The following is a 25,716-nucleotide window of genomic DNA, read 5'->3' as shown; positions in this document are numbered from 1 at the left end:
TATTTTCACCGGACTAATGGGGAAGATAGCGTCAGTCACGTAAAACCCGTATCATTGCGCGCTTTACGTACGAAAAAAGTGACCGTCATGACTCAAACATTTATTCCCGGCAAAGATGCCGCGCTGGAAGACTCCATCGCTCGCTTTCAGCAAAAGCTCACCGATCTCGGTTTTAACATTGAAGAGGCCTCCTGGCTGAACCCGGTACCCAACGTCTGGTCTGTGCATATTCGCGATAAAGAGTGCGCGCTGTGTTTCACCAACGGCAAAGGCGCCACCAAAAAAGCGGCGCTGGCCTCTGCGCTGGGCGAGTATTTCGAACGTCTGTCCACAAACTACTTCTTTGCAGACTTTTGGCTCGGCGACACCATCGCGCAGGGGCCGTTCGTTCATTATCCTAATGAAAAATGGTTCCCGCTGCCGGAAGATGACAGCCTGCCGGAAGGTATTCTCGATGCGCGCCTGCGCGCCTACTACGATCCGGAAAATGCACTGGCCGCAGGCATGCTGGTTGATTTGCAATCCGGTAACGATGATCGCGGGATCTGCGCCCTGCCGTTTACCCGCCAGTCCGATGAGCAGACGGTCTATATTCCCATGAATATCGTTGGCAACCTGTATGTGTCTAACGGTATGTCAGCCGGCAACACGCGTAATGAAGCCCGTGTTCAGGGGTTGTCGGAAGTGTTTGAGCGTCATATTAAAAACCGCATTATTGCGGAGAGCATTAGCCTGCCGGAAATCCCGCAAGAGGTGCTGGCACGCTACCCGGGCGTTGTTGAAGCCATTGCAAAACTGGAAGCGGAAGGCTTCCCGATTTTCGCTTATGACGGCTCGCTCGGCGGTAAATACCCGGTAATCTGCGTAGTGCTGTTTAACCCGGCCAACGGCACCTGCTTTGCCTCTTTTGGCGCGCATCCTGATTTCGGCGTCGCGCTGGAGCGTACCGTTACCGAACTTCTGCAAGGCCGTGGCCTGAAAGATCTCGATGTGTTCACCCCACCGACCTTTGATGATGAAGAAGTGGCTGAGCACGCCAACCTCGAAACCCACTTTATCGACTCCAGCGGCCTTATTTCATGGGATCTGTTTAAACAGGATGCGGATTATCCGTTCGTTGACTGGAGCTTCGCCGGCACCACTGAAGAAGAGTTCGCCACCCTGATGGCCATCTTCAAGGCGGAAGATAAAGAAGTGTACATCGCTGACTACGAGCATCTGGGGGTTTACGCCTGCCGTATCCTGGTGCCGGGCATGTCGGATATCTACCCGGCGGAAGATCTGTGGCTGGCCAACAACACCATGGGCAGCCATCTGCGCGACACTATCCTCTCCCTGCCTGGCAGTGAGTGGGATAAAGAAGATTACCTCAATCTTATCGCGCAACTGGATGATGAAGGCCATGACGACTTTACCCGTGTGCGCGAACTGCTGGGCCTGGCTACCGGGAAAGATAATGGCTGGTACACCCTGCGTATTGGCGAGCTGAAAGCAATGCTGGCGCTGGCTGGCGGCGATCTGGATCAGGCACTGGCCTGGACCGAATGGACGATGGAATTTAACGCCTCCATCTTCAGTGCTGAGCGAGCAAACTATTACCGTTGCCTGCAAACCTTGTTATTGCTGGCTCAGGAAGAGGAGCGGCAACCGCTGCAATACCTGAACGCGTTTGTGCGCATGTACGGTGCGCAAGCTGTAGAAGCCGCCAGTGCGGCGCTGAGCGGTGAAGCGCCGTTTTATGACCTGCAACCTGCTGACGGTACGCTGAAGGCTTTCCCGGCGCACCAGGCTTTGTTAGCGGCTTACGAAAAATTACAACGCGCGAAAACAGCGTTCTGGTCGAAATAACGACAAGTAGTGCGACAATCTGTAGGCTTAATGACGGGTCTACGCTATATTACGGGGCAATTTCATTGCTCCGTTTTATTTATTTTTTGGCAATGATGGCCAGTTGTAATATTTAGGTTAAATATGGGTAAATATTAATATCCTTCCAATCTAACATTGTTACTTCTTATGGCAATTACTCCATTTTAATTAACTGTTTTTTGGGAGGCGTCATAAAAAAATTCAACTCTTTTTGCAACTTTTAAACTTTATTTTTATTTTGATAATCAACAAGTTACTCCGCATTCGTAGAAAAACCACGCGCTTTGCGGTCCTATAAGCCAGGCGAGATATGATCCATATCAAATTCTCTTCTATAATGCTTTGTTAGTATCTCGTCGCCGACTTAATAAAGAGAGAGTTAGTGTGAAAGCTGACAACCCTTTTGATCTTATTCTTCCAGCAGAGATGGCGAAAGTTGCCGAAGAAGCTGGTGTCTATAAAGCGACTAAACATCCGCTTAAGACTTTCTACCTGGCGATCACCGCAGGTGTGTTTATCTCCATTGCTTTTGTTTTCTATATCACTGCTACCACCGGTACAGCGACGATACCGTTCGGTATTGCTAAACTGATTGGTGGTATCTGCTTCTCACTGGGGTTGATCCTTTGCATCATCTGCGGTGCCGATCTTTTTACATCCACCGTACTGATTGTGGTGGCGAAAGCCAGTGGGCGCATCACCTGGGGGCAACTGGCCCGTAACTGGGTGAACGTCTATGTCGGTAACCTGGTGGGTGCACTGCTGTTTGTGCTGTTAATGTGGTTGTCTGGCGAGTATATGGTCGCCAATGGCGGTTGGGGCCTGAACGTCCTGCAAACTGCCGACCACAAGCTGCACCATACATTTGTTGAAGCGGTTGCGCTGGGTATTCTGGCGAACCTGATGGTCTGTCTGGCCGTGTGGATGAGTTATTCCGGCCGCAGCCTGATGGATAAAGCGATGATTATGTTGCTGCCGGTTGCGATGTTTGTCGCCAGCGGTTTTGAGCACAGCATTGCAAACATGTTTATGATCCCGATGGGTATCGTAATCCGCAACTTTGCGAGCCCGGAGTTCTGGACCGCAGTTGGTTCCAGCCCGGAAAGTTTTTCTCATCTGACTATTGCGAATTTCATCACCGATAACCTGATCCCTGTAACAATCGGGAATATCATAGGTGGAGGGTTATTAGTCGGGTTGACATACTGGGTCATTTACCTGCGTGGCAACGATCATCATTAATGGTTGTTTCAGGCAGTAAATAAAAAATCCACTTAAGAAGGTAGGTGTTACATGTCCGAGCTTAATGAAAAATTAGCCACAGCCTGGGAAGGTTTTGCGAAAGGCGATTGGCAGAATGCAGTAAACGTACGCGACTTTATCCAGAAAAACTACACCCCGTACGAAGGCGACGAGTCCTTCCTGGCTGGCGCAACTGATGCGACCACCAAGCTGTGGGACAAAGTAATGGAAGGCGTTAAACTGGAAAACCGCACCCATGCGCCAGTTGATTTCGACACCTCCGTTGCCTCTACCATCACTTCTCACGATGCTGGCTACATCAACAAAGCGCTGGAGAAAATCGTTGGTCTGCAAACTGAAGCTCCGCTGAAACGCGCCATCATCCCGTTTGGCGGGATCAAAATGGTTGAAGGTTCTTGCAAAGCGTACAACCGCGAGCTGGACCCTGCTCTGAAAAAAATCTTCACCGAATACCGCAAAACCCATAACCAGGGCGTATTCGATGTTTACACCAAAGACATCCTGAACTGCCGTAAATCTGGCGTTCTGACCGGTCTGCCGGATGCCTACGGCCGTGGTCGTATCATCGGTGACTACCGTCGCATTGCGCTGTACGGTATCGACTTCCTGCTGAAAGACAAATATGCCCAGTTCCTGTCCCTGCAGTCTGACATGGAAAACGGCGTAAACCTGGAAGCGACTATCCGTCTGCGTGAAGAGATCGCTGAACAGCATCGCGCACTGGGTCAGATCAAAGAGATGGCCGCTAAATACGGTTGCGATATCTCTGCTCCGGCGACCAACGCTCAGGAAGCTATCCAGTGGACCTACTTCGGCTACCTGGCCGCTGTTAAGTCTCAGAACGGCGCTGCAATGTCCTTCGGTCGCGTATCCACCTTCCTGGACGTGTACATCGAACGTGACCTGAAAGCAGGCAAAATCACTGAACAAGACGCTCAGGAAATGATTGACCACCTGGTCATGAAACTGCGTATGGTTCGCTTCCTGCGTACCCCTGAGTATGATGAACTGTTCTCTGGCGACCCGATTTGGGCAACTGAATCTATCGGCGGTATGGGCGTTGACGGCCGTACTCTGGTTTCCAAAAACAGCTTCCGTTTCCTGAACACCCTGTACACCATGGGGCCGTCTCCGGAGCCGAACATCACTGTTCTGTGGTCTGAAAAACTGCCGCTGAACTTCAAAAAATTCGCTGCTAAAGTCTCCATCGACACCTCTTCTCTGCAATATGAGAACGACGATCTGATGCGTCCGGACTTCAACAACGATGACTACGCAATTGCTTGCTGCGTGAGCCCGATGATTGTGGGTAAACAAATGCAGTTCTTTGGTGCTCGTGCTAACCTGGCGAAAACCATGCTGTATGCAATCAACGGCGGCGTTGATGAAAAACTGAAAATGCAGGTTGGTCCGAAAACTGAACCAATCAAAGGCGACGTGCTGAAGTTTGATGAAGTCATGGATCGTATGGATCACTTCATGGACTGGCTGGCTAAACAGTATGTCACTGCGCTGAACGTTATCCACTACATGCATGACAAATACAGCTACGAAGCTTCTCTGATGGCGCTGCACGATCGCGACGTTATCCGTACCATGGCTTGTGGTATCGCTGGTCTGTCTGTAGCAGCTGACTCCCTGTCTGCTATCAAATACGCGAAAGTTAAACCGATTCGTGATGAAAACGGTCTGGCTGTCGACTTCGAAATCGAAGGTGAATACCCGCAGTTTGGTAACAACGACGCTCGCGTTGATGACATGGCTGTTGACCTGGTTGAACGTTTCATGAAGAAAATTCAGAAACTGACCACTTACCGCAACGCTATCCCGACTCAGTCTGTTCTGACCATCACCTCTAACGTTGTGTATGGTAAGAAAACCGGTAATACCCCAGACGGTCGTCGTGCAGGCGCGCCGTTCGGACCGGGTGCTAACCCGATGCACGGCCGTGACCAGAAAGGTGCTGTCGCCTCTCTGACTTCCGTTGCTAAACTGCCGTTTGCTTACGCTAAAGATGGTATCTCTTACACCTTCTCTATCGTTCCGAATGCGCTGGGTAAAGACGACGAAGTGCGTAAAACCAACCTGGCTGGCCTGATGGATGGTTATTTCCACCATGAAGCGTCCATCGAAGGTGGTCAGCACCTGAACGTGAACGTGATGAACCGCGAAATGCTGCTCGACGCGATGGAAAACCCGGAAAAATATCCGCAGTTGACCATCCGTGTGTCTGGTTACGCAGTACGTTTTAACTCCCTGACGAAAGAACAGCAGCAGGACGTTATTACCCGTACTTTCACTCAGACCATGTAATGGTATTGACTGAAATCGCGAAGTAAAAAGCGTATACTGAAGGCTCCACGCAAGTGGGGCCTTTTTAACACCTGAAGTATGCTTTGCCAGCCATCTCTGCTCACTGGATGCCTGCCAAAACAGACTTAGCGCAGAAGGAATCAAACTGCGCAGACACAGGCCCCGGATGGGCCATATCTGGAGAAACACCGCAATGTCAGTTATTGGTCGCATTCACTCCTTTGAATCCTGCGGCACGGTCGACGGCCCGGGCATCCGCTTTATTACCTTCTTCCAGGGCTGCCTGATGCGCTGCCTCTACTGCCATAATCGCGATACCTGGGATACGCACGGTGGGAAAGAAATCACCGTTGAGGATCTGATGAGCGATGTTGTTACCTACCGTCACTTTATGAATGCGTCCGGAGGCGGCGTAACCGCATCCGGCGGCGAAGCCATCCTGCAGGCGGAATTTGTCCGTGACTGGTTCCGCGCCTGCAAGAAAGAAGGCATTCATACTTGCCTGGACACCAATGGCTTTGTTCGCCGTTACGATCCGGTGATTGACGAACTGCTGGAAGTGACCGACCTGGTGATGCTCGACCTGAAGCAAATGAACGATGAGATCCATCAGAACCTGGTTGGCGTCTCTAACCATCGTACGCTCGAGTTCGCACAATATCTGTCGAAGAAAAATATCAACGTGTGGATCCGTTACGTCGTGGTGCCAGGCTGGTCTGATGATGATGACTCCGCCCACCGCCTGGGCGAGTTTACCCGCGATATGGGCAATGTTGAGAAAATCGAACTGCTGCCCTATCACGAACTGGGTAAACATAAATGGGTGGCGATGGGTGAAGAGTACAAGCTGGACGGCGTGAAGCCGCCGAAGAAAGAGACCATGGAACGCGTCAAAGGCATACTGGAGCAGTACGGCCACAAAGTGATGTACTGATCGCGATTAACGCCAAAAAAGCCGCAACGTTGTGTCGCGGCTTTTTTATCGCTGCCAATCAGGCATGCGCCACCGGCGTCGGATGATGGCCCGCTTTGCGCATCAGCATTACCAGATAGATAAACGACACACCCGCGATCATGATGAACAACAGGCTGTCTGAATAACTCTGCATCAGCATCGCGGTCAGCGTCGGGCCAAGCAGGCTGCCAATGGTATAGCTCAGCAGCAACGCCTGATTCATTGCGACCAGTTGGTGGTGTTCGACTTTTTCGCAGGCCCAGGCCATTGCCACAGGATAGAGCGTAAAACCCGCCGTGCCGAGCACAAACAGCGCGGGAGCCATTGCCGCATTGCTTAACATGGCGAAACAGCCAACGATCACCACAAACACCTGCACGCGCAGCACCAGCAAACGGCCAAAACGATCCGCCAGGCGGCCAACAGGCCACTGCCCGACAATACCGGCGCTGACCAGTAATGCCATCCAGAAGCCGATCCCTGAATCGCTAATCCCCTGATGCGAAAGATAGAGCGGCATCAGGCCGTACAGCGATCCAAGGATAATCCCGGAGATAATGCAGCCATTTACGCCCAGGCGCGCCTGCCGCAGGCGTAACATCGGCCATACCGACGTGGCACCCTGCTCTTCATTGTGTTGATTCACAATACGGGTGAACAACAGAGGCAAAATTGCTGCCAGCACCAGCCCGGTGGTCCAGGGCAGCACACTCATCAGTTCCGTCGGCAATTTGCTGACCATCACCTGACCCAGCACTGTACCCACGTAGTAAACCATCATATATGCCGCCAGCAGTCGACCGCGGTTGCGTGACGTGCCGCTGCACATCAGCCCGCTTTCAACCACCACCCAAATCATCGCGCAGCCCACACCGGCGATAAAACGCCAGGCCATCCAGCTCCAGAAGCCCACCATCAGCCCCAGCCCGATACACCCGGCGGCAAAGATCAGCGACGCAATGTAATAGCTACGGTTAAACCCCAGACGGCGGATCAAACGCCCCGTCAGCAGCGTACCCAACAGGTTACCGGTGAAGTATGAGGAGCCCACCATCCCCACCTGCCAGGTAGGCAGATCTTCATGGGCAAGCCAAAGCGGTACAAGCGTATTCAGCGTTGCAATCGCCAGCGTCAACAGCATCAGGCCACAGAGCAATAACAGCACTGGCCGGGTATAGGTGGACATGGATAAAAACCGTGAGGAAGTTCAGAAGTCGTGCGCATCATGCCACTGGCAAAAACATTGTCAATCCGCTGTTTTTCAGGGCAGACACGTTTTGCACCACGACGATTGATAAAACTTATCCAGTGTCGTGATTACATGATAAAAAACCGTTTCAGTCGGTTGATTATGAAAGACTATTCCAGGAATAAGGCGGAATTGTCAGTCGAAAAAATTCATGGTGATTTTTCAGCTGAAGTCGCTGAAAAAAGGCAGTAAAAAAGCGCCCGCAGGCGCTTTTCAGGAACGTCGGTAACAGCGATTAGCCGATAAACTCAAGGCCTTTCATGTACGGACGCAGCACTTCCGGGACTTCGATACGTCCATCAGCCTGCTGGTAGTTTTCCAGCACCGCAACCAGCGTACGGCCAACAGCCAGGCCGGAACCGTTCAGCGTGTGCACCAGACGGGTTTTCTTGTCCGACTTGCTGCGGCAGCGCGCCTGCATGCGGCGGGCCTGGAAGTCCCACACGTTGGAGCAGGAAGAGATTTCACGGTAGGTGTTCTGCGCCGGCACCCAGACTTCAAGATCGTAGGTTTTGCAGGCACCAAAGCCCATATCACCGGTGCACAGCAGAATTTTACGGTATGGAAGACCCAGCAACTGCAGCACTTTCTCTGCGTGACCGGTCATCTCTTCCAGCGCCGCCATGGAGTCTTCCGGGCGGACAATCTGCACCATCTCAACTTTGTCGAACTGGTGCATACGGATCAGCCCACGGGTATCACGACCGTAAGAACCGGCTTCAGAACGGAAGCACGGCGTGTGTGCGGTCATTTTGATCGGCAGATCATCTTCGTCGATGATTTCGTCGCGCACGAGGTTGGTCAGCGGCACTTCAGCGGTCGGGATCAGCGCATAGTTGCTGCTGTCCGCTTCTTCTTCCAGCGGACGGGTATGGAACAGATCGCCAGCGAATTTTGGCAACTGACCCGTACCGTACAGCGTGTCCTGGTTCACCATGTACGGCACATAGTTTTCCGCGTAACCATGTTCTTCGGTGTGCAGGTCGATCATGAACTGCGCCAGAGCGCGGTGCATGCGGGCAATCTGCCCTTTCATCACCACAAAACGGGCACCGGTCAGTTTTACCGCAGCGGCAAAGTCCAGACCGTTGTGCATTTCGCCCAGCGTAACATGATCGCGGATCTCAAAATCGAACTGACGCGGTGTGCCCCAACGGCTGATTTCAACGTTGTCGTTCTCATCACGGCCCGCAGGAACGCAATCATCAGGGATGTTCGGGATAGTCAGCGCAATATTACGGATATCGCTCAGCAGGGTGTCCAGCTCCGCTTTTGCAGCATCCAGCTCTTCACCCAGCTTGTTCACTTCCAGGCGTAATGGCTCGATATCTTCCCCGCGTGCCTTCGCCTGGCCAATGGATTTCGATCGTGAGTTACGCTCTGCCTGCAGGTTTTCTGTCTTGACCTGAAGGACTTTACGACGCTCTTCAAGCGCGCGTAATTTATCTACATCCAGCTTAAAGCCCCGGCGTGCCAGTTTTTCAGCGACTGCGTCTGGCTCGGTACGCAGCAGATTGGGATCGAGCATGCTTTTCCTGTGCTTATCGAATTGAAATAAAAAGAGAGCGACCGCAGCCTGCGGTCGTTGATGTACAGCAGTAACCTTACCGCAACGCCCGCACTAGCGGTAGCGTTTTATAGGGCTTTTATGATCCTGTTCGGCGAGCCAGGCGAGCTTTTCACCAATCTTACCTTCCAGGCCTCTGCTGGTGGGATGATAATAACGCGTTTGTGCTAATTCCTGCGGGAAATACTCCTCCCCGGCGGCGTAAGCATTGGGTTCGTCATGGGCATAGCGGTACTCCTGCCCATAGCCCATCTCTTTCATCAGTTTGGTTGGCGCATTGCGTAAGTGCACAGGCACGTCATAATCCGGACGCTCGCGCGCATCCGCCAGCGCCGCTTTGAATGCGATATACACCGCATTGCTTTTCGGCGCGCAGGCAAGGTAGACAATCGCCTGCGCGATGGCGCGCTCGCCTTCTGCCGGACCCACACGGGTAAAACAGTCCCAGGCAGAAATCGCCACCTGCATCGCACGCGGATCGGCATTCCCCACGTCTTCCGAAGCAATCGCCAGGCAACGGCGGGCAACATACAGCGGATCGCCCCCGGCAGTGATAATGCGTGCATACCAATAAAGCGCCGCATCCGGCGCACTGCCGCGCACCGATTTGTGCAGCGCAGAGATCAGATCGTAAAAGCGGTCGCCTTTATTGTCGAAGCGCGCGCTGCGCTCACCGGCGATCTCCGTCAACAATTCCGGTTTCAGCACGCGTTTGCCGGAGGCGTCCAGCTCGGCCATATCGGCCATCATCTCAAGCGTATTGAGCGCCCGACGCGCATCGCCATTGACCAGCTCAGCAATCGCCCGCCGGGTTTCGTCGGGCAGCACAATGTCCTGGCCACCATACCCACGGGCGTTATCGTCCATCGCCTGCGCCAGCACCTGCTCAATATCTTCTGTCGTCAGCGATTTAAGCAAATAGACGCGCGCGCGGGAGAGCAGCGCGGAGTTAAGTTCAAAAGAGGGGTTTTCAGTCGTTGCGCCAATAAACGTAATTGTGCCGTCTTCGATATGCGGCAGAAAGGCATCCTGCTGACTTTTGTTAAAGCGGTGGACTTCGTCAACAAACAGGATGGTGCGCCGGCCGGCATTGCGATTCTGACGTGCGCGCTCGATGGCTTCGCGGATCTCTTTCACCCCGGAGGTGACCGCAGAGATGCGCTCGACATCCGCACTGGCGTAGCGGGCAATCACTTCTGCGAGCGTCGTTTTCCCGGTGCCTGGCGGCCCCCAGAGGATCATCGAGTGCAGATGCCCGGCTTCAATGGCGCGCGGCAATGGTTTGCCTTTCGCCAGAAGGTGCTGCTGGCCAATATACTGCGCTAAATTTTCTGGCCGCATACGGGCGGCCAGAGGTTGAAACGCATTATCGGAGAAATCGAGCGACATGTTGCTCATGCGCGCCTCTTACTTACGTTGATCGTCAACCGTTACGCCCTGCGGCGGGGTAAAGGTGAATTTCGAAGCATCAACGGTGCCGTTTTGTTGTGATTTCAATTGATAGCTGCTGCGCTGGTCATCCTGTTCAATCGCGCTGAACTGGTGGATGGTGCCGTCACGGCCAACGTTGATGGTAAACTGTTTCAGATTGCCGTTGCTGCCTTTCGGCGTCAGCACAAAGTCGTCGCCATTTTGCACAATGTTGTACTGCTGCCAGTCGCTGGCCTGGTTGCGGGCAATCAGCATAAACGGGGTGTTGCCGGTTGCGTCTTTCAGCCAGGTCGCTGTCGCTTGCTCAACAAACGGGTTATAGAACCACAGGGTTTTGCCGTCGGAAACCAGTACACTTTCATCCGGTTGTGTCATATGCCAGTTAAACAGATTCGGGCGTTTTACCCACAGATCGCCCTGTCCTTCCTGCACTGCCGCTCCGCTGCCATCCGTCACTTTCTGGGTAAAGCTGGCGTGGAAACTGCTGACTTTATCGAGACGGCTTTTCAGATCGCTGGAAGCATCCGCCCATGCATTGCTGACTAACAGACTGCTCATCAATGCACACACCATGGCGATTTTTTTCATTGTCATTCCTCAAATACGTCACTCCCGATGTGGGAGAATACTTCTGTCACTCTAAGCGCCGTGCGGGTGGAGTGACAGAAGAAAAGGTTGAATTTCTACTTATTTACCCATCTTTGCAATCAATCAAACGGCGGCGGCGCCAGTACCTCACGGTTACCGTTATGCCCCTGCTCGCTAACAATCCCCTGCGCTTCCATCTGCTCGATTATGCGCGCTGCACGGTTATAACCGATGCGGAACTGACGCTGTACGCCGGAGATGGAGGCTTTACGTTTTTCGGTGACGAAGTTAACAGCCTGGTCGAATAACGGATCCAGCTCTTCACCACCGTCAAAACCACCGCCTGCGCCACCCTCGCTTTCGCTGTCTGACGTGATGCCATCGACATACTGCGGACGACCACGCGCTTTCCAGTCCTGAACCACCGCATGCACTTCCTGGTCGCGAACAAACGCACCGTGCACGCGCACGGGCGCAGAGGTGGAGTTCGGCCCGGAATAGAGCATATCGCCCATACCGAGCAGGGATTCCGCTCCGCCCTGGTCAAGAATGGTGCGCGAGTCAATTTTGCTCGACACGGTAAAGGCAATACGCGTAGGGATATTCGCTTTAATCAGACCGGTGATAACGTCAACGGAAGGACGCTGGGTCGCCAGCACCAGGTGGATACCGGCGGCACGGGCTTTCTGCGCCAGACGCGCAATCAGTTCTTCCACTTTTTTGCCGACGGTCATCATCAGGTCAGCAAATTCGTCCACCAGCACCACGATATACGGCAGTTTTTCCAGCACCGGATGTTGCACATCCATGCTATCGCCAGGTTTCCAGTACGGATCCGGGATCGGACGGCCCATCCGCGCAGCTTCGGCAATCTTTTCGTTATAACCCGCCAGGTTACGGACACCGAGCGCAGACATCAGCTTATAGCGACGTTCCATCTCGTTGACACTCCAGCGCAGGGCGTTGGCGGCGTCTTTCATATCAGTAACCACTTCGGTCAACAGATGAGGAATGCCTTCGTAAACGGAAAGCTCCAGCATTTTCGGGTCGATCATGATAAAGCGCACCTCTTCCGGCGTCGCTTTATACAGCATGCTGAGGATCATTGCGTTGACGCCCACTGACTTACCGGAACCGGTAGTCCCTGCCACCAGCAGGTGCGGCATCTTCGCCAAATCGGCAATCACCGGATCGCCCGCAATATCTTTCCCCAGCACCACGGTCAGTGGCGACGGGCTTTCGCGGAACTTCACGCAGTCCAGCACTTCACGCAGGTACACGGTCTGACGTTTTTTGTTCGGTAATTCCAGGCCCACGTAGGGCCTGCCGGGGATCACTTCCACCACACGCACAGCAACGGTCGACAGTGAACGCGCCAGGTCACGGGAGAGATTGGAGATACGCGCCGCTTTCACGCCCGGTGCCAGATTCAGTTCAAAACGGGTAATAACCGGACCCGGCGAGTAGTTCACCACATCCGCTTTAATGCGGAAATCCGCCAGACGCGCTTCAACCAGACGCGCCATCTGCTCAAGCGCAAAGGTGTCCACCGGCTCGACTTCAGTCGGCGGCTGGGTCAAAAGATCCAGCGAAGGCAGCGGCGTTGTCGGTTTTTGTACCGGACGGCTGTCGCCATTACGCATTAACAGCGGGTGGATCAGACTCTCCTGCGGCTGTGGCGCAGGTTGCTGCGCCTGCTGTGCCGCAGCGTGCTGATACTGATGCTGTGCAGGTTGTTGATGATGATGCGGCTGTTGCACCGGTTGCTGATGATGCTGGACCGGCGGTTCCGGATCCGGCATCGCACCTGGTGTAAACAGCGGTTCACTCGGGCCGTCATCCACCAGCGCTTTCATCGGCGAGAATTCAAAGTCTTCCGGCATAAACGCCTGCATACCCGCAGGTTGTTCCCCGGAATAACGCTGCTGCTGAGAAGCGGCAAACTGACGAGCGAGTTCGGCTTCTTCTGCTTCGTCCTCGCTCAGCTGCGGCTGTGCATGATAGTGCGGTGTATCATGATGGTACTCTTCACCGTAGCGATCGTGCTGCGTCGCGGCAAACTGGCGTGCCAGCTCATTCTGTTGCTGCAGATCCGCATCGTCGTCATCATGATGACGAACCTCTTCCTCGCGCGCGCGCTCTTCAGCCATACGCTGCGAAGGCAGCTTGATGCCATAGGACGCCAGTTCGCGGCGCGTGGGCACCCGTACGCGATTTGGTCGCGGGAGCTGCGGGCCAATCCCCTCTTTCACCTGCGGACGCGGCACGCCACCGGCAGCAAGGCTGAACACCGGAGCGGCGGCGGCAACGGTCGCGGCAACACCGCCGGTTGCCTGCTGCACACTTGCCGCAACGGGTGCAACAAGGTTCGGATCGGTTGCAGGCGCAGCCGGTATAATCGGTTCGGCCGGTTTTGGTATGGGCATTGCGCTGGCGGGCTCAGGGATCGGCTGATACCAGGCGGCAAGCTGCTCGCGTTCACGAGCGCGCTTCTCTTCCACCTCTTCAAAGTAATAAAGCGGCGGACGCGCCTGTTTCACCTCTTCAACAATCGGCTCCGGTTCAGGTTCCAATATCGGTTCTGGCGCAGGGGAAATCTGTGGTTCGTTCTGCCACGGCAATGGATCGTGCTGTGGAGATTGTGCGTAGAGCGCCTCTTCCTGCGGTTGCGGCGTTACCGGCGCATCCGGGATCCAGGTGTCTTGCTCGACGGGTTGCTGCCATTCCGATTCCGGCGACGCGTACTGTACAGGCTGGTACGGCGCATCATGAGATTCCTGCGCATATTCCTGCGCATACTGTGCAGGCTGCTGAGGCGCGTCCGCAGTCACCGGCGGGGTCTGGGCATAGGGCCATTGCACTTCCGGCTGCGGCGCATGAACGTAAGGGTCAGCAGGGGCGGCATATGCCTGCGCTGCAGTGGTGGCTGCGGCAGCAGCAGCCACTGGTGCGGTGATGCTGCGGCCATTCATCAGCGGATCGAACTCTTGCTCCGCTTCCGTCGCGCGATGCCCGGAAAACAGCACATCATCAGCGTCTGCGGGAACACCGCGCGCACTGTAAGCAATCTCGTCCTCATCGTCGTCCATCCGTTTGCCGGAGAACAACGCTTCGTCAGTTTTACGCCCCATAGGGTTGGCGAATTTTTCGGCGATGCGTTTACGGCGCGCCAACGCGCCACGCAGAATACGGGTCCGGCGGGATTCATGCGATGCGCGCTGCGGAGCATCGTGGTCCTCATCCTCATCTTCATACTCATCGTCATCAACCCAGGTGTCATCACGGCGGGTGCGATTGCTGGCAAAAGTAAGGATGTTAAGAATGACACTGCCAATCTTCTCGGCGATGGTGACCCAAGACCAACCGGTGAACAAGGTCAGACCCGCGGCCCAAATGCACAGCAGCGCAAGCGTACCGCCACTGCTGCGTAACAGCGGCTGCAGCGTGGTGCTCAGCAGACTGCCAATCACTCCGCCGGAGGCAAAATACCAGATATCGTCTGCGTTGATGGCCGCCAGACCACACGAGGTCAGGATCAGTGCCAACGCACCAATCATGCGCAACGAGACGGCGAAATAGTCAATGTAGTCTTCACTGGCCCGGTGGCGATACGCAAACCAACAACCGCCGGTAATGATCACCGGGATGGTGTACGCCATCACACCAAAGATGAAAAACAGCGTATCTGCCAGCCATGCGCCTGGCGCACCGCCCAGATTATGGATAGGTTCATGCCACGCCGTTTGCGACCAGCTCGGGTCGGACGGGTTAAAGCTGAGGAGCGCCGCCATTAGCCAAACGGCAAAAAGTGAAACGAGGATCAGCAACGCCTCCAGGAGTCGACGCCCGCTGCTTAACTTGGTCAGTGTGACTTCTTTGTCTTCTGTGTATTCCTGGCTCAAGACAGGCTCTCCAGGTCCTTGATGCTAAAACGGACAACAGCGCCGGGTTTCCCCGGCACTGTTGCTGTATGGATTAACAGGAGTGTAATCAAAAAACAGCGATTTTGCACCTGTTCCGTGTTAGCGCGTCTTAATTACCAGACGATTGCTCTGTTTGACTTCTTCCATCACCACATATGTGCGGGTGTCGTTAACGCCCGGCAGACGCAGCAGGGTTTCCCCTAACAGTTTGCGGTAAGCCGACATATCCGGCACGCGCGTTTTCAACAGGTAGTCAAAATCGCCGGAAACCAGATGACACTCTTGAATTTCTTCAAGTTTTTGCACAGCGGAGTTAAATTGTTCAAACACATCCGGCGCGCCACGATTCAGAGTAATCTCAACAAAAACCAGAAGTGATGCATCCAGATAATGCGGGTTCAGCAGCGCTGTATAGCCCTGAATAAACCCTTGTCTTTCCAGCCTGCGCACACGCTCAAGGCACGGCGTAGGGGAAAGTCCCACTCGTTTAGAAAGCTCGACGTTGGAAATACGCCCATCTTTTTGTAATTCGTTAAGAATATTACGGTCGATGCGGTCGAGATCTTTACCAGGGCGCTTTTTACTATCTACCATTATTATTGTCTCTCTGTATTCCTTCCCTACTCCTGTCTTGACCCTGTGCACTTCACTGTTCAGGATCTTTGCCCGTCGCGGTACGTCCGCGTGTGTTAAAACTGGCACGGCGCGTAATCCAGGGGCTATATTAAGAAGACCGTTGCCTGACGGCAGCTATCGATATCACGGATGGCGTCTGTCCACGCCATGCGTAGATTTCACTAGCCCGGTAAAAATGGCATTTACATGCATGAATTTGGGTCACGCGCGAAACACTGCTTTTTTTCTTCCTTTGATGTTTTCGCAAATGCGCAGGGGATTGTCAAAGCAAAACATCTTTTTTTAGTACAACATGCCAGATATTCATCAGCACCGCCCCGTAATCCTCATTTAATCACCTTATAACTGACTTTTTCTCAGTAGAAATTGTTATGTTTGGCCGCAAAATGGCGTGCTGTCATCGGTCATTTCTATTACACATATCGTTAACAAAATCGCTGCACTCTTTTTTTACGCTGGCAAATTCCCTACAATCCAGCCCAATGTCTGCCAAACAATAATGAGGATCTCATGGGTACGGCCAAACACAGTAAGCTGCTTATCCTTGGTTCAGGCCCTGCCGGTTATACCGCTGCGGTCTATGCTGCGCGCGCAAACCTGCAGCCGGTGTTAATTACCGGTATGGAAAAAGGCGGTCAGCTCACCACCACCACCGAAGTGGAAAACTGGCCGGGCGACCCGCACGATCTGACCGGGCCATCGCTGATGGAACGCATGCATGAGCATGCTACTAAATTCGACACTGAAATCATTTTCGACCACATCAACAGCGTTGATTTGCAGAATCGACCATTCCGCCTGACCGGCGACAGCGGCGAATACACCTGCGATGCATTGATCATTGCTACCGGCGCGTCCGCACGTTACCTCGGCCTCGCCTCTGAAGAAGCATTCAAAGGCCGCGGCGTCTCCGCTTGCGCCACCTGTGACGGTTTCTTCTACCGTAACCAGAAAGTCGCGGTGATCGGCGGCGGCAATACGGCTGTTGAAGAAGCGCTGTATCTGGCGAATATCGCCTCTGAAGTGCACCTGATCCACCGTCGCGATACGTTCCGTGCGGAGAAGATCCTGATTAAACGTCTGATGGACAAAGTGGAAAGCGGCAACATCGTGCTGCATACCCACCGCACGCTGGAAGAAGTAACAGGCGATCAGATGGGTGTCAGCGGCCTGCGTCTGCGTGATACACAGAACGCCGACAACGTCGAATCACTGGAGGTTGCGGGTCTGTTTGTGGCTATCGGCCACAGCCCGAACACGGCGATTTTCGAAGGCCAACTGGCGCTGGAAAACGGCTACATTAAAGTGCAGTCCGGTATTCACGGTAATGCCACGCAAACCAGCATTCCTGGCGTCTTTGCGGCAGGCGACGTGATGGACCATATCTATCGTCAGGCGATCACTTCCGCCGGTACAGGCTGTATGGCGGCGCTGGACGCAGAGCGTTATCTCGACGGTCTGGCTGAACGTAAATAATCTTTACAAGTCAGTAACAAAGGTAAAAAAGGCGACTATAAGTCGCCTTTATTTTTGCCCCGATGTAACATTGCGCAGACTAAAAATCCGATAACTTCACCTGCAAAGCGCGCAATGAATAAAACCCGTCAACAAGAGCTTACCCACTGGTTAAAACAGCAAAGTATTATTTCCCGTCGCTGGCTGACGGCGTCCCGCCTTCTCGGCGTCGTTAGCGGCGTGCTGATTGTGGCGCAGGCATGGATCCTCGCTCGCATCCTTAATCATATGATTATGGAAAATATCCCGCGCGAAGCCTTGCTGCTGCCCTTCACGTTGCTGGTGCTGATCTTTATTCTTCGCAGCTGGGTGGTGTGGATGCGCGAACGCGTGGGTTTTCATGCCGGTACGCATATTCGCTTTGAGATCCGCCGCCGCGTACTCGATCGCTTGCAACAGGCAGGTCCGGCCTGGATTCAGGGCAAACCTGCAGGAAGCTGGGCGACGCTGATCCTTGAGCAAATCGACGACATGCACGACTTCTATGCCCGCTATTTACCGCAGATGGCGTTGGCGGCCAGCGTGCCATTGCTGATTGTGATCACCTTATTCCCCATCAACTGGGCCGCTGCGCTGATCTTGCTTGGCACCGCCCCCCTGATTCCGCTCTTTATGGCAATGGTCGGCATGGGCGCTGCAGATGCCAACCGTCGCAATTTTAAAGCGCTGGCGCGGTTGAGCGGTCATTTCCTTGATCGTCTGCGCGGAATGGAAACATTACGTATCTTTGGCCGCGGAGCAGCAGAAACCGACAACATTCGCCATGCGTCGCAAGACTTCCGCAGCCGGACCATGGAAGTGTTGCGCCTCGCATTTCTCTCGTCTGGCGTCCTGGAGTTTTTTACCTCACTGTCGATCGCCGTGGTCGCCGTCTATTTTGGCTTCTCTTATCTCGGCGAACTCGATTTTGGTCACTACGGAACGAGCGTCACGCTGTTTGCCGGTTTTCTGGCGCTGGTGCTGGCGCCGGAATTTTTCCAGCCGTTACGCGACCTCGGTACGTTTTACCACGCGAAAGCCCAGGCGATAGGCGCGGCCGACAGCCTGAAAACCTTTATGGAAGCGCCTTTAGCCCATCCGCAACGCGGCGAAATCACGCTGAAAGCCGATGAGCCGGTGACGCTCACAGCCAGCAACCTGATCCTCAAATCACCGGAAGGCGCAGTGCTTGCCGGACCGCTCAATTTCACGTTACCCGCCGGGCAGCGCGTTGTTCTGGTTGGGCGCAGTGGCTCAGGGAAAAGTTCGCTGATTAATGTGCTGTCGGGCTTTCTGCCCTATGAAGGCTCGCTGCGTGTCAATGGCATTGAACTGAGCGATCTGGATCCGGACGCCTGGCGCGCTGTCATAAGTTGGGTAGGGCAAAACCCGCAGCTTCCGGCGGCGACCCTGCGAGACAATATTCTGCTTTCACGCCCGGATGCCAGTGAAGAGGCGTTACAGACGGTGCTGGAAAAAGCCTGGGTTAACGAGTTTCTGCCGATGTTGCCGGACGGTCTGGAAACACAACCCGGCGATCAGGCCGTCCGTCTTTCCGTCGGCCAGGCGCAGCGTGTGGCGGTGGCCCGCGCCCTGCTCTCGCCCTGCAAACTATTATTGCTGGACGAGCCTTCAGCCAGTCTGGATGCCCACAGCGAGCAGCGCGTCATGCAGGCGCTGAATGACGCCTCTCGCCAGCAATCCACGCTGATGGTGACACATCAGCTGGAAAACCTCGCTGACTGGGATGCGATTTGGGTGATGCAGGATGGTCAGATTATCGAGCAAGGCACGTATGCCGCGCTTTCCACTGCGCAGGGGGCATTTGCCGACCTTCTTGCTCATCGTCAGGAGGAGATTTAAATGCGCGCGTTGCTACCTTACCTTGCATTGTATAAACGCCACAAATGGATGCTGACATTGGGCGTGATCCTCGCAATTGTTACGCTGCTCGCCAGTATTGGCCTGTTGACGCTCTCTGGCTGGTTCCTGTCTGCATCTGCGGTGGTCGGCGTCGCCGGGATCTACAGCTTCAACTATATGCTCCCCGCCGCTGGCGTTCGCGGCGCGGCGATTACCCGTACCGCCGGTCGCTACTTTGAGCGTCTGGTCAGCCATGATGCCACATTCCGTGTGCTGGAACATCTGCGCGTATCGACCTTCAGCAAGCTGTTACCGCTCTCCCCTGCCGGTTTAGCCCGCTTTCGCCAGGGCGAATTGCTGAACCGCGTGGTCGCCGACGTTGACACCCTCGATCACCTGTACTTACGCGTAATTTCACCGCTGGTGGGTGCGCTGGTGGTGATTATCGTGGTGATGGTTGGCCTGAGCGTGTTGGATGTGTCGCTGGCGCTGATTCTGGGCGGGATCATGCTGGCGACGTTGTTTGTGCTGCCGCCGCTGTTTTATCGCGCAGGCAAACCCACTGGCGAGAATCTCACCGCCTTGCGTGGTCAGTATCGCCAGCAACTCACCAGTTGGTTGCAGGGACAAGCGGAGCTGACGCTGTTCGGCGCCAGCCAGCGTTACCGCCAGGAACTGGAAAATACCGAGCTGAGCTGGCATGACGCCCAGCGCCGTCAGTCCGATCTTACCGCGGTCTCACAGGCAGTGATGCTGCTGATCAGCGGTGCGGCGGTGATCGCCATGCTGTGGTTTGCTTCCGGTGGTGTAGGCGAAAACACGCAGCCAGGCGCACTGATCGCACTCTTCGTCTTCTGCGCGCTGGCAGCTTTTGAAGCGCTGGCCCCGGTAACGGGGGCTTTTCAGCATCTCGGTCAGGTCATCGCCTCGGCAACACGCATCACCCAACTCACCGAATGCGAGCCGGAAGTGACGTTCCCACACAACACGACCGCCGCGCCAGAACAGGTCGCTGTCCAGCTTGATGCGCTGTCGTTTAGCTACCCCGGCCAACCACAACAGGCACTGGACAACATGACGCTGTCGATTTCTGCCGGGGAACATGTGGCAATCCTCGGGCGCACCGGCTGCGGCAAATCCACACTGTTGCAGTTGCTCACCCGCGCATGGGATCCGCAGCACGGTGAGATTCGCTTAAATGACCAGCCAATAACGGGTTTTTCTGAGCCGGTATTACGTAGCCTTATCAGTATGGTGCCGCAGCGCGTGCATCTGTTTAGCGCCACTCTGCGTGACAACCTGTTGCTGGCTGCGCCCCACGCCAGCGATGAGCAGTTAACGGCAATGTTGACGCGCGTCGGGCTGGAAAAACTGCTCGACGATAGCGGCCTGAATGCGTGGCTGGGTGAAGGCGGGCGTCAATTGTCGGGCGGAGAGTTGCGTCGTCTGGCGATTGCCCGTGCGTTATTGCATGATGCGCCGCTGGTCTTGCTGGATGAACCCACAGAGGGCCTGGATGCATCAACCGAGAGCCAAATCCTTGAATTACTGGCTGAAGTAATGAAAGGGAAAACCCTGCTGATGGTCACCCATCGCTTGCGTGGCTTGTCGCGTTGCGATCGGATAATTGTGATGGACAACGGGCAAATAATTGAGCAAGGTAATCACGCAGCGTTAATGGCGAAACAGGGGCGGTACTACCAGTTTAAGCAGCGTCTGTAAGTGGATATTCGTCATTTTGCCGTTCCTGCTACGGCACCGCTAAAGTATAACGGCCAAAATGACGATATTAACCTGTGTCCCTTGTCGCGTTGTGGAGCACTGAAGTCATGCGCCTGGTGCAGCTTTCTCGTCATTCTATCGCATTTCCTTCGCCCGAAGCGGCGTTGCGTGAACCCAATGGGCTTCTGGCGCTGGGCGGCGATCTGAGTCCGGCGCGCCTGTTGATGGCCTACCAACGCGGTATTTTTCCGTGGTTTTCTCCAGGCGATCCCATCCTTTGGTGGTCACCGGACCCACGCGCCGTGCTATGGCCCGAGTCTTTTCATGTGAGCCGTAGTATGAAACGTTTTCACAAAACCTCCCCTTATCGCGTCACGCTGAATCACGCCTTCGGTCAAGTGATTGACGGATGTTCGCAGGATCGCGATGAAGGTACCTGGATCACGCCAGACGTGGTTATGGCTTACCACCGACTTCATGAGCTGGGACATGCGCACTCGATTGAAGTCTGGGAAGACGACGAACTGGTCGGCGGTATGTATGGCGTTTCGCAAGGTGCGCTATTCTGCGGTGAATCGATGTTTAGCCGCCGTGAGAATGCATCAAAAACCGCGCTGCTGGTCTTTAGCGCTGAATTTATGCGTCGCGGCGGAAAATTAATTGATTGCCAGGTACTGAATAATCACACAGCCTCACTTGGCGCGGTGGAGATCCCACGTCGGGATTATCTGCTGCATCTTGCCGACATGCGTAAACAACCATTACCGTCCCATTTTTGGGTGCCACGGACGCTGTTTTTATCCCTCTGACGAATGTTTTCGGCACATTTTTTATCAGGGTGTTATAATGGACGCTCAGAGCCGCTTTTGCCTGTTGCCCCGCCTCATCCGGGAATGGTTCGTATCAGGGATGCCCTTCGTTTATCTCATCGCTCCCCTTTACGGATGCGCGTTTCGCGCGTCGTGACTTGTGGCGTGAGGGCAATATGCAAAAGTCGTTTTGCTGCGTTTTATCAGCACAAATCTTTACTTAACAGACGAACTTCGGCATTATCTTGCCGGTTCAAAAATTATGGTAGTGATACCCCCGAGGATTAGATGGCCAAAGAAGACAATATTGAGATGCAGGGCACCGTTCTTGAAACGTTGCCTAATACGATGTTCCGCGTAGAACTGGAAAACGGTCACGTGGTCACTGCGCATATCTCTGGTAAAATGCGTAAGAACTATATCCGTATTCTGACGGGTGATAAAGTGACTGTGGAACTGACCCCGTACGACCTGAGCAAAGGCCGCATTGTCTTCCGTAGCCGCTAAGATCTTTCGCCAGCACGGTTAAGTGCACATATTCTAAAGGCCGGGTAATCCCGGCCTTTTGTTTTTCTCTTCCCGCTCTCTCCCCTCAGATTAAACTTTAACCACCCAAGACAATTGTCTATACTTAGCTATGACAAATGTCCGCATGCAGGAGGAAAAATGCGAACCTGGAGTCCGGATCAAAAACCGGCTGAAAATGCGCTCTGGCGCTTTGCCGGTTTCCCCGCAAACAGAGGCCTTAAACTCGTTCAGATGCTGAATGAAGGTTTGCCGGTCAGTATCCTCGATAATATTCATGAATGGACGGAAATGTCCCGTTCCGACATTTTGCGCGTGACCGGGATTAACGAACGCAATGTCGCCCGCCGTAAAAGTACCGGTCGGACGCTAACGCCGGAAGAGAGCGAACGCATTGCGCGTCTGGTGAGGGTGGTGGATGCGGCGGTGCAGTTTTTCGGCAACAAAAAGATGGCATATGACTGGCTGCAAGCGCCGGTTCGCGGTCTGGGCAACGTTGCGCCGATCTCGTTAATCGCCACAGAAAGCGGCGCACTGGAAGTGACCGACCTGATTGGTCGCCTGGAACATGGGGTGTTTGCTTGATTTTCTATCGCCTTGTGACGCACCGCTACGCCAGCGAAGCCTGGACCGGCAGCGGTGCAAATCTCTATGGCGGCAGATGGAATCATAAAGGTCACCCGGCAGTTTACGTCGCGTCGTCCATTTCGCTGGCTGCGTTAGAAATGTTGGTGCACGTGCACAGCGACAGCATCCTCACTCAGTACGGGCTGTTCAGTATCGAGATACCCGATAACGATATTGAATACCTTGATAAACAATGGTTACCGCCCGACTGGCAGGAAAACCCGGCCCCGCTCTCAACCATGGATCTCGGTACCGCCTGGCTCGAAGCCAACAGTGGCGTTGCACTGGTGCTTCCTTCCTGCGTGGTTCCACTCGAGAACAACGCCATGTTGAACCCACAACATCCGGTTTTCAGTAAGCAGCTGAAAACGGTCAAAGCGCTCCCCTTTTCTTTTGATGCCCGCCTGGTAAATCAGACCACCGTACGATAAAACCCGCGAACAAACGTCAATGGAAATCAATCTCATTTGCATTTAACATGCGAACGCTCACTTCATTTTGTTCACATAATGCCCTTTCGGATCGTTTAAAGAAAAGGGCTGTAAAAACAAAAGAGTGCGCGTCTAAACATAACAATCTGATGAGGTATTGGCATGTCTTTCAATCGGGTATATGGCAAGCAGCTATGCGCCGAACTCAACACAACGGGATTTAAAAAGAAATTTGCGTTCTCATTACTGACGCTTTGCATCACTCATGCATTCGCTATTTCAGCAGCAAATGCGGCTGACAGTGCAACAACCTCCGACAAAACCCGTTCGGAGCAGACGCTGGTCGTTACGGCTGATGGCAACAATGAGGCAAAAACCGAGGCGACGAAATCCTATACCGTACCGGCCACGCGTGCAGGCACGAAAATGAACCTGACACAACGCGATATTCCACAGTCGGTCAGCGTATTGACCCAGCAGCGGATCAAAGATCAGAATTTGCAGAATGTGGGAGATGCACTGGCTAACGTCACCGGTATCTCGGCTTCGCAGAATGACTCAGAGCGCGTTGACTTCTATTCCCGCGGTTTCTATCTCGACAATTATACCTACGATGATATTCCCTCCGCGCAGACCGGCGCATGGAACTTTGGTGAAACAGACGGCGACTCTGCGATTTACGAGCGTATTGATATTGTTCGGGGCGCGACAGGTTTAATGACCGGCACCGGTAACCCTGGCGCTACCGTTAACATGATCCGTAAGAAAGCCGACAGCAAAACCTTTACAGGTAATCTCTCGGCAAGCTATGGAAGCTGGGATAACCAGCGTTATGTTGCCGACTTATCCGGGCCACTGAATGAGTCAGGAACCGTGCGTGGCCGCGTCGTGACCGGTTATCAGGATCAGGACAGTTGGGTGGATCGCTATCATAAAAGGAAAAAATTCCTCTATGCTACTGTCGCGGCAGACATCACGGACAATACGACGCTGGATCTGGGTTATGACTACCAGACGCGCGACACCGATGGCCCCACGTGGGGAGGTCTGCCAACCTGGTACAGCAACGGTAGCCGTATTCAGTATGATCGCAGCGCTAACCCGTCAGCAGACTGGACACATTACAACATTCTGTCACGCAAAGTCTTCGCCAACCTGACCACCAACTTCGACAACGGCTGGCAGGTACGCGTCAACGGAACCCATGCTGAGTCGGATTTCGACAGTAAGCTACTTTATGTCACCGGCTATCCAGATCAGACCACCGGCATTTTGGACAGCAGCGGCTATGGCTACGCAGGCTGGTATAAAGGTTTACGCACTCAGACCGCCATTGATGCCTATGCCAGTGGCCCGTTTGAACTGCTGGGGCGTCAGCATCAGTTAGTGGCGGGAGTTGATTACAGCCGCCAGCGTAACCGCTACCTCTACTCAAGCACCATCCTTTCACCTGCTGAAATAGGCAACTGGAACGACTGGAATGGCGATGTGGCAGAGCCTGACTGGCCCGCCTGGGCGCTCTCTTCTGAAGATACCATCCGTCAGAAAGCCAGCTATATGGCTGCACGCTTTTCACTGACCGATCCGTTGTCGATGATCATTGGCGCGCGTTATACCCAGTACAGCGCGCAGGGTACGACTGCAGATATGAAGAAAAATAACCTGACGCCTTACGGTGGGCTGGTCTATGACATCAACGAGAACTTCTCCGCGTTTACCAGCTACACCTCTATCTTCAAGCCGCAAACGTATCGCGACCAGCAAGGCAATTATCTGAAACCGGTGACCGGGAAAGATTACGAAGCCGGTATCAAAGGCGACTGGGACGACAGTCGGATCACCGCGAGCCTGTCGGTGTTCCGCATTGAGCAGGACAATCTTGGTCAGATCCTGAGCAATACCTATGTCAACAACAGCAGTGAAAACGCCTACAAAGCGGCAAAAGGCGTGGTGAGTCGCGGTGTTGATTTTGAAATCAACGGTGCGGTCACGGATAACCTGAAGGTCACGTTTGGCGCCACCCGCTACGTGGCGAAGGATGCATCCGGCGATCGCACAAACCCGTACATGCCGCAAACCAGCCTGAAACTGTTTACCAGCTATACCCTGCCAATGCTGCCGGAGTTGACCGTCGGTGGTGGCGTGAACTGGCAGAACCGCACCTATAAAGAGGCCACGAATCCATCCGGGCAAACAGAGCGCGTTTACCAGGGGAGCTATCCGCTGGCCAATCTTTTTGCCCGTTACCAGATCAACAAAAATCTCGCGGTACAGGGAAACATCAAAAACTTGTTTGACCGTGAGTACAACACCAATCCCTCCGGCGGAGTGGCATTCAACGAACCGCGAAATTATTCGGTTAGCCTGAATTACGCTTTCTGATTGTAAATGGACGCACCTGGCGTGGCCCTCCAACAAAAGCGGTCACGTCAGGCAATGATAAAACCGTGT

Annotated in this window: 18 protein-coding genes; 12 read left to right on the top strand and 6 right to left on the bottom strand. The window is 54.1% G+C overall.

Annotated features, from left to right (window positions below):
* Positions 1–87: 87 nt before the first annotated feature.
* The 4 genes from ycaO (at position 88) to pflA (ending at position 6,379) form a co-directional block, all read left to right on the top strand.
* Positions 88–1,848 (top strand): 30S ribosomal protein S12 methylthiotransferase accessory factor YcaO, encoded by a 1,761-nt coding sequence (ycaO, locus tag ACQ3G7_RS17805; protein ID WP_430890832.1) that lies wholly within the window; start codon positions 88–90, stop codon positions 1,846–1,848.
* A gap of 405 nt (positions 1,849–2,253) precedes the next feature.
* Positions 2,254–3,111 (top strand): formate transporter FocA, encoded by an 858-nt coding sequence (gene focA / locus ACQ3G7_RS17800; protein WP_430890830.1) that lies wholly within the window; start codon positions 2,254–2,256, stop codon positions 3,109–3,111.
* A gap of 51 nt (positions 3,112–3,162) precedes the next feature.
* A complete protein-coding gene (gene pflB / locus ACQ3G7_RS17795) occupies positions 3,163–5,445 on the top strand; it encodes a formate C-acetyltransferase (RefSeq protein WP_430890828.1) in 2,283 nt (760 codons plus the stop codon).
* A 193-nt stretch (positions 5,446–5,638) separates the two neighbouring features.
* Complete coding sequence (gene pflA / locus ACQ3G7_RS17790; RefSeq protein ID WP_061494671.1) at positions 5,639–6,379, top strand: pyruvate formate lyase 1-activating protein; 741 nt, start codon at positions 5,639–5,641, stop codon at positions 6,377–6,379.
* Between the two features lie 58 nt (positions 6,380–6,437).
* Here pflA and ACQ3G7_RS17785 read toward each other — a convergent pair whose 3' ends face one another.
* From ACQ3G7_RS17785 to lrp, 6 genes are all read right to left on the bottom strand, one after another.
* Positions 6,438–7,586 carry an MFS transporter gene (locus ACQ3G7_RS17785; RefSeq protein WP_430890826.1) on the bottom strand — a complete coding sequence of 383 codons (1,149 nt, stop codon included), beginning with the start codon at positions 7,584–7,586 and terminating at the stop codon, positions 6,438–6,440.
* A gap of 298 nt (positions 7,587–7,884) precedes the next feature.
* Positions 7,885–9,177 (bottom strand): serine--tRNA ligase, encoded by a 1,293-nt coding sequence (gene serS, locus ACQ3G7_RS17780; RefSeq protein WP_430890824.1) that lies wholly within the window; start codon positions 9,175–9,177, stop codon positions 7,885–7,887.
* Positions 9,178–9,270: 93 nt separating this feature from the next.
* On the bottom strand, positions 9,271–10,614 hold the full coding sequence (rarA, locus tag ACQ3G7_RS17775; protein WP_430890822.1) for a replication-associated recombination protein RarA: 1,344 nt from the start codon (positions 10,612–10,614) through the stop codon (positions 9,271–9,273).
* Positions 10,615–10,623: 9 nt separating this feature from the next.
* Positions 10,624–11,235, bottom strand: coding sequence for an outer membrane lipoprotein periplasmic chaperone LolA (gene lolA / locus ACQ3G7_RS17770; RefSeq protein ID WP_430890820.1), 612 nt, complete (start codon positions 11,233–11,235; stop codon positions 10,624–10,626).
* Between the two features lie 119 nt (positions 11,236–11,354).
* Positions 11,355–15,137 carry a DNA translocase FtsK 4TM domain-containing protein gene (locus tag ACQ3G7_RS17765; RefSeq protein ID WP_430890818.1) on the bottom strand — a complete coding sequence of 1,261 codons (3,783 nt, stop codon included), beginning with the start codon at positions 15,135–15,137 and terminating at the stop codon, positions 11,355–11,357.
* A gap of 120 nt (positions 15,138–15,257) precedes the next feature.
* A complete protein-coding gene (gene lrp / locus ACQ3G7_RS17760) occupies positions 15,258–15,752 on the bottom strand; it encodes a leucine-responsive transcriptional regulator Lrp (protein WP_002439523.1) in 495 nt (164 codons plus the stop codon).
* 552 nt (positions 15,753–16,304) lie between these two features.
* Between lrp and trxB the strand changes: the two genes are divergently transcribed.
* The 8 genes from trxB to fhuE all read left to right on the top strand — a co-directional run bounded on the left by trxB (position 16,305) and on the right by fhuE (position 25,647).
* On the top strand, positions 16,305–17,270 hold the full coding sequence (gene trxB, locus ACQ3G7_RS17755) for a thioredoxin-disulfide reductase (protein WP_088237190.1): 966 nt from the start codon (positions 16,305–16,307) through the stop codon (positions 17,268–17,270).
* Between the two features lie 114 nt (positions 17,271–17,384).
* Positions 17,385–19,151: a heme ABC transporter permease/ATP-binding protein CydD gene (cydD, locus tag ACQ3G7_RS17750; RefSeq protein ID WP_430890815.1), complete on the top strand. Its 1,767-nt coding sequence runs from the start codon at positions 17,385–17,387 to the stop codon at positions 19,149–19,151.
* Positions 19,152–20,873: a heme ABC transporter ATP-binding protein/permease CydC gene (gene cydC / locus ACQ3G7_RS17745; protein WP_430890813.1), complete on the top strand. Its 1,722-nt coding sequence runs from the start codon at positions 19,152–19,154 to the stop codon at positions 20,871–20,873.
* Between the two features lie 107 nt (positions 20,874–20,980).
* Complete coding sequence (aat, locus tag ACQ3G7_RS17740) at positions 20,981–21,682, top strand: leucyl/phenylalanyl-tRNA--protein transferase (RefSeq protein ID WP_430891012.1); 702 nt, start codon at positions 20,981–20,983, stop codon at positions 21,680–21,682.
* Positions 21,683–21,970: 288 nt separating this feature from the next.
* The gene (gene infA, locus ACQ3G7_RS17735; RefSeq protein WP_001040187.1) at positions 21,971–22,189 is read left to right on the top strand and encodes a translation initiation factor IF-1; all 219 of its coding nucleotides are present in this window, start codon (positions 21,971–21,973) and stop codon (positions 22,187–22,189) included.
* A 159-nt stretch (positions 22,190–22,348) separates the two neighbouring features.
* The gene (locus ACQ3G7_RS17730; protein WP_088237186.1) at positions 22,349–22,792 is read left to right on the top strand and encodes an Xre family toxin-antitoxin system antitoxin; all 444 of its coding nucleotides are present in this window, start codon (positions 22,349–22,351) and stop codon (positions 22,790–22,792) included.
* A complete protein-coding gene (locus ACQ3G7_RS17725; RefSeq protein WP_430890787.1) occupies positions 22,789–23,265 on the top strand; it encodes an RES family NAD+ phosphorylase in 477 nt (158 codons plus the stop codon). The genes ACQ3G7_RS17730 and ACQ3G7_RS17725 overlap by 4 nt, the downstream gene beginning before the upstream one ends.
* Positions 23,266–23,427: 162 nt before the next feature.
* On the top strand, positions 23,428–25,647 hold the full coding sequence (fhuE, locus tag ACQ3G7_RS17720; protein WP_430890785.1) for a ferric-rhodotorulic acid/ferric-coprogen receptor FhuE: 2,220 nt from the start codon (positions 23,428–23,430) through the stop codon (positions 25,645–25,647).
* Positions 25,648–25,716 lie beyond the last annotated feature (69 nt).

The sequence above is a fragment of the Kosakonia sp. N21 genome, from assembly GCF_050587465.1.
GTDB lineage: Bacteria > Pseudomonadota > Gammaproteobacteria > Enterobacterales > Enterobacteriaceae.
Note: the sequence above shows the minus strand (reverse complement) of the source record. Positions and strands in the feature narration are given on the sequence as shown.